This window comes from Caldisphaera sp. (assembly GCF_049974385.1).
GTDB lineage: Archaea > Thermoproteota > Thermoprotei_A > Sulfolobales > Acidilobaceae > Caldisphaera.
In genome coordinates, this window is record NZ_JBMFIW010000034.1 from 1 (window position 1) to 9,290 (window position 9,290).

8 protein-coding genes are annotated in these 9,290 nt (G+C 29.8%); 4 read left to right on the forward strand and 4 right to left on the reverse strand.

Going from position 1 to position 9,290, the window contains the following annotated elements; translation table 11 throughout:
* The coding region (locus tag ACP5GV_RS07645; RefSeq protein WP_428103146.1) for an AMP-binding protein at positions 1–1,055 on the reverse strand (1,055 nt) is incomplete at its 3' end.
* Positions 1,056–1,197: 142 nt separating this feature from the next.
* Between ACP5GV_RS07645 and ACP5GV_RS07650 the strand changes: the two genes are divergently transcribed.
* Together ACP5GV_RS07650 and ACP5GV_RS07655 are read left to right on the forward strand one after the other, a co-directional pair.
* Positions 1,198–2,103, forward strand: coding sequence for an alpha/beta hydrolase (locus tag ACP5GV_RS07650; RefSeq protein WP_428103148.1), 906 nt, complete (start codon positions 1,198–1,200; stop codon positions 2,101–2,103).
* A 72-nt stretch (positions 2,104–2,175) separates the two neighbouring features.
* On the forward strand, positions 2,176–2,934 hold the full coding sequence (locus tag ACP5GV_RS07655; protein WP_428089711.1) for a queuosine precursor transporter: 759 nt from the start codon (positions 2,176–2,178) through the stop codon (positions 2,932–2,934).
* A 52-nt stretch (positions 2,935–2,986) separates the two neighbouring features.
* Here ACP5GV_RS07655 and ACP5GV_RS07660 read toward each other — a convergent pair whose 3' ends face one another.
* Both ACP5GV_RS07660 and ACP5GV_RS07665 read right to left on the reverse strand, forming a co-directional pair.
* Positions 2,987–3,979 (reverse strand): MFS transporter, encoded by a 993-nt coding sequence (locus ACP5GV_RS07660; protein ID WP_428103150.1) that lies wholly within the window; start codon positions 3,977–3,979, stop codon positions 2,987–2,989.
* Positions 3,976–4,242 carry a hypothetical protein gene (locus ACP5GV_RS07665; protein WP_428070062.1) on the reverse strand — a complete coding sequence of 89 codons (267 nt, stop codon included), beginning with the start codon at positions 4,240–4,242 and terminating at the stop codon, positions 3,976–3,978. The genes ACP5GV_RS07660 and ACP5GV_RS07665 overlap by 4 nt, the downstream gene beginning before the upstream one ends.
* A 142-nt stretch (positions 4,243–4,384) precedes the next feature.
* On the opposite strand from ACP5GV_RS07665, the gene ACP5GV_RS07670 reads away from it, so the two are divergent.
* Both ACP5GV_RS07670 and ACP5GV_RS07675 read left to right on the forward strand, forming a co-directional pair.
* The gene (locus ACP5GV_RS07670) at positions 4,385–5,518 is read left to right on the forward strand and encodes a M24 family metallopeptidase (protein ID WP_428103152.1); all 1,134 of its coding nucleotides are present in this window, start codon (positions 4,385–4,387) and stop codon (positions 5,516–5,518) included.
* 137 nt (positions 5,519–5,655) lie between these two features.
* A complete protein-coding gene (locus ACP5GV_RS07675; RefSeq protein WP_428103154.1) occupies positions 5,656–7,320 on the forward strand; it encodes a hypothetical protein in 1,665 nt (554 codons plus the stop codon).
* A gap of 91 nt (positions 7,321–7,411) precedes the next feature.
* Here the strand turns inward: ACP5GV_RS07675 and ACP5GV_RS07680 are convergent, their stop codons facing one another.
* A complete protein-coding gene (locus ACP5GV_RS07680; RefSeq protein ID WP_428103156.1) occupies positions 7,412–9,082 on the reverse strand; it encodes a class I adenylate-forming enzyme family protein in 1,671 nt (556 codons plus the stop codon).
* Positions 9,083–9,290 lie beyond the last annotated feature (208 nt).

Here is a 9,290-nt window from a genome sequence, read left to right on the forward strand (position 1 = left end):
GGAGCTAACTCGGTTTGCCCATAATAGTTAACAAACTTTGCGTTTGGAAATTCTTTCCTCAATCTATTTAATACTTCAACCGGCATTATTGCTGCTCCATAATATATCTTCTCAATAGATGATAAATCGTATTTCTTAAAGTCAGGGTGATTAACAATACCAATCCATACTGTTGGAGGGGCAAACATGCTATTAGCTTTATACTTTTGTATTGATTCCATTATTAGCTGTATATCACCCTTGGGTAAAACAATATTTGTTGCACCGAGCCAAACACCCACTGTAAGAACTGTGTTTTGTGCAGTATGATATAATGGCAATGCATTAATCACTATATCTTTTGATTGAAAATCACCAGAAATAATAACACTAACGTATTGAGATATGAGGGATTGATTTGTGTGTATTACACCTTTAGGCAAGCTTTCAGTTCCACTGGTGTACATTATAGTTACTGGATCCCATATGTTTAATATTTTATCTGGTTCCTTATCACTATAATTTTTCAATATATCATTAAAGTCTACGAATTTTTCGTTATTAATTTTATCCTTCTTATTTAATGCAACAAATTTTTTAACATAGTTAAACTCTGATAAGACATCTTTTATTTGACTATAAAATGAATCATCTAATAAATAAAATTTGGATTCGGAGTTATTAATTTGATAGATTACATCCTTCCCAGTTAAAAGGTAGTTAATCGGAACCAAAACCCCTTTTGCTTTATATGTTCCAAACATTGATATAACAAAATAATCACTATTAAACGAATGAATGGCCACTCTATCATAATCTTTTAGGCCATTTTCTATTAAAAAGTTTGCAAATCTATTAGACAAATTATCTAATTCCTTATATGTATATTTGTTTTCAACATTATTAAAACCATAATAAATTAATCCATGTTTATCTGGATATTTATGAGAGACAAATTTTGGAAAGTCAGCAATAACCCATCTCATAATTTTATTAAACTTTTTCATAAGTCTAATAGAATTATCTTCATTAATCTCAGACAGCAGCAAAGAGAGTTCTTTATCTTCTCCACTCATTTTCCCACCTAATTCAAGTAGGATAAAGTGCGTATAAAAATATAAACACAATACTGTATATATTGTTCAATTATTATTTTTATAATACAAACTAGTTAAGTATATTTTTATAATTAGTATATTTTGTTGCTGTGGTGTGACTATGCCGTTAGATGTTAATGTAGAAAAATGGATAGAAACTCTTCCAAAAGATGTATTTAAACCAAAAAATGTTGAGGAATTTAGAAGATATATGGATGAAGGAGTTAAACTGATTATGGGCTTTTCACCTAAAATCGAAATGAAGGAAATATATAAAATTGAAATTAATGGAACAGAAACTAAAATACCATCATACATTTATATACCCAAAAACGTTCAGACTGATGGAACATTGGTTTATTTTCATGGAGGAGGATTTATTTGGGGTTCATCTTTAAGTTACGATAACATATTAAGATATTTAGCAAATTATTGTAACTGTAAAGTTGCATCAATAGATTACAGATTAGCGCCTGAGCATAAATTTCCAGCAGCTGTTATAGATGCGTTTGATTCGATAAAGTATTTTTATGAAACAGATAAAAAAATAGCTATAGCTGGCGATAGTGCTGGAGGAAATTTAGCAGCAGTAGTAAGTATTTTATCCCGTGACGAAGGAATAAAGTTAAATGCGCAGGCTCTAATTTATCCAACTGTAGGGAACGATATTTTTTCTCAATCAATGAGGGAATATTCTAATATATTTTTAACAAGAGATTCTATGAGATTCTTTTCTAGCATGTATTTAAGTAATCAAAAAGATATATTAGACTTTAGATTCTCCCCAATTTTAGCTAAAGATCATAAGAATTTACCTCCAGCCTTAATAATAACTGCTGAATATGATCCATTGAGAGATCAAGGAGAATCTTATGCTTCAATATTAAATACATCTAATGTCGAAACAGTTCAGATAAGATTTGGAGGCGTTACTCATGGATTTATTTCATTATTGGGATTAATTCCTTCTGCTGAAGTAGCATTGCAAATAGTATCATCTTTTATTAAATCTAGATTTAATAAATAAATTTTTATTTTTTGCTTAAAATTTATATATTTATTTTTTAAATAAGCTACAGGCAAGCAATAAGTGATTAAAATGAATCCAATGATCTATGCTTGGATGTTTTGGATAATAGGAAACACGATGAGCACAATATTTGGAGCGTATTTAGTTAAAAAGTATAGAAATACCTATGGATTACCGACATTAATTGTATTATATTCTATATATTCTGTAGGCGCAAATATCTTAGCTTCAAGAATTACAATATATAATATTATAATACCATTTGTTGTTTCTGGAGGCACGTTGATTTTTCCCTTTGTAAGTCAATTAGATGATATGATAAATGAAGTATATGGAAGAAGGAGAGCTTATATTGCTATAAGTGTTGCATTAATATCAAATATATTGATGGCTACTTTTATATTAGCAGACGCAGTGTTACCAGTTCCTGCTTGGGAAGTAGAGGCAAATAAATATTGGATTCAATTTATGGTTACAGCACCTAGAGTGATGTTAGCATCGTATATAGCTTTTGCTGTCGATGAGCTATGGAATGCCACAATATTCGCCAAATTAAAAAAACAAGCATATAAAACTGAAGAAGACTGGAAATCGAATAGAAAAATTATTGCATTAGTTTTAACAAGAGTAACAACATCAGACGCTTCTACTATGGTAATTGATAGTATAGTTTTTTACCCTATAGCCTTTATTGGAATTCTTCCTTATAATGTTGTTATTAATATGATTTGGATGGGCGCTTTAATGAAATTATTATTAGCAATATTTAATTCCCCTTGGTATATTATTTATAGAATGCTTATAAAAAATGTTAAGAGGGAATTTTAATAATACTAATTAAATTAATAATTTTAAAATATTTTATGATTAAAAATTGACCTTACTTTTTCTCATTATGGATTCGAATGTTTATCTTTATTATATCAGATATTTCTTCCAAGGTTTTTTTCTTAGTATCTATGCCATATAATAACCAAACAAGTGCCCCACTAAAACCTATTATCCACATACCTAAGTTATATATTAGATAGGAAAATTCATTAAACGATGACGTAAAAAATATTGAAGCAACATAAAGTGAATATGCTATTCCTCTAACAATACCTATATTCATACCTCTACTATTAGTAGGGAATAATTCTGGTTCATATACAACTCTTGAAGCCCATCCAAATTCGCCGAAAATCCCATTTAATATTAATAAAACTAGAAATATATTAAACGCTTTAGGTATGTATATATATTGAGGTATAAAGAAAAACATAGTTATTGCACCTCCAAGATATGCTATAAAAGAGAACAATTTTCTATTAAATGAATCAATAAAAAGCAATATTGAAAATCCTGCGACTGTTTCCCCTATATTAGCTGCTAATATTATCCATGAAGTTAACTTCGGAAATAAATAAGGACCAATAACCAAATCCATTAATGCATAAGTTAGAACTATAGTTATTGCCATAGCTATCAAGAAATAGAATCTTACAAAATAATCTTTTTTACTTATATAAATTTTTTCATGTAAATTTTTATAATATTTCCATCTAAACGACTCTGGAATTGAAAACCTCGTTATCACTATTATGAATATAGTTATAGACATTAACGTTGCAAATGATAATTTCTGTATAAACAATGAAAATCCTGTTAAAATAGATAATATAGCTGCCACAACTGCGCCGAAATTTGCAACATTAGTAACTCCAACCAAAACTTTGCCTCTCAAATTCTTAGGTGTCATTTCTGATAAATAAGATAATATCGTATTTTCATCTCCTCCTAATGAAAATTCAGCTAGACCAATGCCAAGGCCAAGTTCTAAAACATTAGAAGATAATATAATTAATGGTATAGAGACTGCAAACAACGTCATATCAAGTAAAAATATTTTTTCCTCCCATACTTGTCAGTTAATTTACCTAAAATAAGGTTTCCTGTTAATAAAGCAATTGGTGGGGAAACTAATAAATAAGTATAATATTTTTGTGATACAAAAGGCCATTGAGTCGTTAAAGGAGCCAATGCTAATACAAAACCCCAAATGAACATTGTAATGGATGAACTTAATATGGCAATCCATTGATTTTTCTCTATTTTATTACTATTATCAATTCTATTAATCTGAATCAGACTCAAATTTAACACCTAATTACTACTATAAGTAGTAATAATTATAAATAGTTCTCTATACGCCTATATAAGTCATAATATAAGATTAATATTTCAGAATTCAAATTAAATTTATAAGCTAAGGATTCAATTTGTATTTTGATGTATCATGAAGCTATCCAAGTTCCCATACGATGTAAGAATTAAAAAAGTTCGAAATTATTTAGATTATAATAATATAGATGCTATGATTATTACAAAACCTGAAAATAGTTATTATTTTACGCTTTTTCAAGCAATTATTTATTCAAGGCCTATTATAGCAATTATATCTAAAGTCGGTGATGCAATACTACTCGTTCCATATCTAGATCTTGACCATGCAAAAGAAAAAAGCCCGGTAACAAATATTATAGGTTATAAGAGCGATGAAGAAATTAACGAATCTATTAGAAACGCGATAAAAAATTATAAAATAATAGGCACAGATTCAGATTCATTATCATTTTATAATAAAATTACAAAACTTTCCCATAATCTAAAAATAGTTGATGTAACAGATTTTATTAATGATATTAGATCAGTAAAAGATTATAGTGAAATTGAAAGAATTAAGATAGCAAGCGAAGTAACTGATTATGGAATGAAAGAAGTAATAGAGGGGATTAAGGAAAGGGATACAGAAATTAATATAGCAAGCAGAGCAGAATTTTCAATGAAGATGAAGCTTTCTGAAATTTTAGGAGTAGATGGGTTATATCCATGGATGAATTTCACTGTCTCGGCAGTAATTTCAGGTAAGCGTTCATATTATCCTCACGGCTTAGTATCAGGAAAAAAGATAAATGAAGGAGAATCTGTAATAGTAACATTAGACATAGCAGTTGAAGGTTATAGAGCTGAAAATGAAAGAACATTCTTAGTTGGCAAAGTTAGTGATGATATGGAACAAGCTTTTAATTACATGGAAAAAGCGCAACAAATGGCGTTTAAGTCAATTAAAGAAGGTGTTACTGCTAGCGATATTGATAGATCTGTTATGGATTTCTTCCGTTCTAATGATCTTATTAAATATGTTAATCATAGAACTGGTCATGGAATTGGCTTAGAAATACACGAATTTCCGAGCATAGCTGAAGGAAACAATACTATTATAAAAAGCAATATGACGTTAGCTATAGAACCAGGATTGTACATAAAAAATATTGGCGGATTTAGGCATTCAGATACAGTATTAGTTAAAGGAAAAGACATTGAAATCTTAACTAAGACAAGCAAAGGTATAGAAAAACTCAAAATTTAAATAATTTAAATATATAGAATAGCCATTAATATATTAATTTAAACTGTTTAATTATTGTTGTGTTAATCAATTTAATACATATTAATATATACATAAATATAAAGGGGTTCTTTCTTTTTGCAAAAATGTGAAGTTAGATGAATAAGTTTTATATAAATATTGCAATTGCCTTTATTTCTATAATAATTATTGTTGGATTATTTGTCAATTTCATTATTTCGTCATATAATAAATTTAGTGCATCAACAGCATTAAATTCTTCATCTAATTTTTCATTGGAATCAATTAATATTAGTGTTCCAATTTATGTTGTAAACTCAAAGACTTTGTTGGAACAAGTTGTAAATGCATTTAAAACTCATAACGTTAAGGTATATGTTTCAAATATATCGCTAAGCCAGCTAGATTCCACGCCTAATGATAGTATTGTAATAATATCCTGGTCAGAAATAAATTCAAGCATAATAATGAATCTTTCAAGTAAGTCGAAATTAAATTTGACTTCAAAAATTATTTCTGAAATATCTAATTTAATTAATAGAGGTGATATAGTCTCCTTATATGGTAATGTGACCTATAGTAATGTAATACAATTTATTTTATCGTACTCATGGGCAAAAGCGTTCAATAACAAATTACTACTAGGCATAAATCCTAAAATAAAATCCCTAGGATATTTATTCGCATATCCAATAATACCTCTTAGCTTAAATGAACCTGTTCTCTTTATTGCTAAAGCCGTTAAATCAAGCGGGCTAATAATTGGACCCATATATCTAGACCAATTGCCAAATTTTGTTTTAAATGTAGAAAACTCATCTGGCATGAATTTATTAAATAGTAATAATCCAAAGGATCCTTGTTATGAAGAATATCAAGAATATGAAAACTCGTCCAATTGGGCTGATTCTAGTACATTTATATGGGCTGCTTCACAATGGCTTGGTCAATCCAATATATATTATGGCATACCTGCATATAGTGATGGTAATGGTACATTTTATTGGGATTCATGTCTAATAATAAATAAGCAAATTGCTGATGTAGAGAACTTATATTCTATTCCAATGACTGTAGTGGGTTACGAAAATTACTACGAAAGTCAAACGATGTATTACAATGGTGGGGAAGTAGTAAGACAAACGGGGGCAATAGATTATTATCATGGATATCAGATGTATCAACAAAGTGAAGTAAATTCATTTGTCAGTGATCCCGGAGGGGGTTCTTTTAGCTCACAATCATGGAATCCTCAACCTACTGGTGCAGCATCACAATATACAATAATTGTTGGCCTTGAAGGCGTTACCCCTATAGTTGAATTTGAAGTAACATGGAGCGGTGGACCTAAAGAAAGTATTACTGGTTCATATAATGGAGTATCATTAAACATGAATAACCAAGCTGTACCTGTATATAACATAACCTGGGATTTTAACATAAATCAAAATGATGAAAATTATTCATTTTACAATGTGTTTAATGATGTAACTCCTCCTGGCATTGTTTTACCAAACTTTAGTCCTTTAAATAACTATAATACAACAATAAATGTTGATTTCTCTAATTATGCATATACAACTTCTAATTTATGTGGTCCTAATACAACAGAAAGCATATGGACTGATACTAGTTGGATTATAAACATATACCCACAGTCATCCACGAGTGCTGATATTCCAAGCACTTCAGGAATTATATTAACTTCATCAACTCCTGAAACTCCACCGAACGCTTATATAACTGGAGTATCATCACAAGCTCTTCAACCATGGTATGGATGTATTGTTCCGGGTTCTTAAATTTCATTATGTTATTAATTGATTTGTTTAGTGCTAAAAAGTTAGCATTAAACAAAGGTTATGAATCTCATTAAGAATGTCTATATCAAAATTAATATTTACTTGCTAGTTCCTTAACCTTATCTCTTAAGATATTTTTCTGTGCTTTTCCTAGAGGGTTTCTGGGTATTTGATCAACTACAACTAATTTTTCAGGCCATTTGTAAACAGCAACTTGTTGATCTTGCATAAACTTTTTTAATTCGTCTAAATCAATATTTGTTCCTGGCTTTAAAACGACAAAAGCGGCAACGAGCTCTCCTAACCTTTGATCAGGCCATCCAACAACTGCTGCATCTAGTATTTTAGGATGTTTCTTTAATAAATCTTCTATCTCAGCAGTAGGTATTTTAAATCCTCCTCTATTTATAATGTCCTTCTTTCTGTCAAAAAAGGATATGGTTTTATAATCAACTATTTGGAAATAATCCCCAGTACAGAAGTATCCATTACTATCAAATGATTTTTTGGTAAACTGTGGTTGGTTATAGTATCCTGGCATAGTAAATGGACTTTTATAGCAAAGCTCTCCAATTTGACCTTCTTCTTTAAGTTCGTTCCCTGCAGGATCAACAATTTTTAGATTCATAGCATTATAAAATACTTGATTCCACCTCAATCCATTATGCGGCCAAGGAAATGCTCTAGCTCTCTTTTCTAAGTCCTCTATGTTTTCCTTTGTAGAGAACAATCCTGTTCCTTCGTTTTGACCCCAAATGTTTATTGGCTCAATACCTAGTTTGTTTAATTCTACAAAAGTCCATGGAGGAGGTGGAGCAGCTCCCTGAGCCAAATACCTTAGCTTAAGATTTTTATTAAATAACCCTTGTTTTAACAATGAAACAACAATAGCAGGTACCATGAGTGTAAAAGTAACACCTTCGTTTACTAGTTGATTGTAAAAAATAACTGGATCAAAAGGATGATGTAAGACTAACGTTCCAGAGACAATTATCCATGGAACTAATCCGACACCTATAGCAGCCATATTTATTAACGGTGAAGATATTGCTATAACTTCACCATCATTTAATATCCCTCCAGGATATTTTTGAGAATCATATAGAAATCTTAGGAATCCCCAATTATTATGGGTTAAAGGAGCCGCCTTTGGATCAGCTTCTGTCCCGGAAGTCCATGCAATAGTTGCTATATCATTTCCATCAATATACGTTTCATTTATATCATCTCTTATTTTGTAATTCTTTGTTATTTCGCTCCATTCTGATAATGTTACAATATTAGATACGCTTAAACAATTTTCCTCAGAGAGTTGTTTAGCCATACTTAAATGATCAAAGCCCTTATAATTATCTATAACCATAAACATGCTTGGTCTTATTGTGTTACAAACTTGTTTGATTTCATGGCCCCTCCATTGAAGAGGTATGGGAGATATAATTGCTGAGGCCTTCCATACGGCTAAATAGGCTATAACAAGCTCTATCGTATTTGGAAATTGAACTAATACCGTTTTATCTTTAAATATACCTTTATCTAAAAGATATGAAGCACCTCTTTTAACTCTTTCATACAGTTCATTATATGTCAGCCTTTCTTGATTCAAATTAGTTATGTCCTTTTTATTTGGGGGATCAACTATAGCAATTCTATTAGGATTCTTTAAGACATTTCTTTTAAATCTCTCAATTAAAGTTACATTATCCCACCAACCTTCAGAAACATACCTGCTTATGGTGTCTTTATCGAACATTACCACCATTAATCCACACCATATATAATTATCTTGTAAATGTTTAATAAACCTTTGTATACATTATATTTATTTTTATTTCTATATTTTATAGATTTTTTATTATAAAATATATATTAACTTTTTATTCAAGTAATAGGTGGTGTATAAAATTGAGTGCAAAATCTGATATAGATTTGTTGAGAAGTTCTGTAAGAGAATTTTCAGAAAAGGTTTT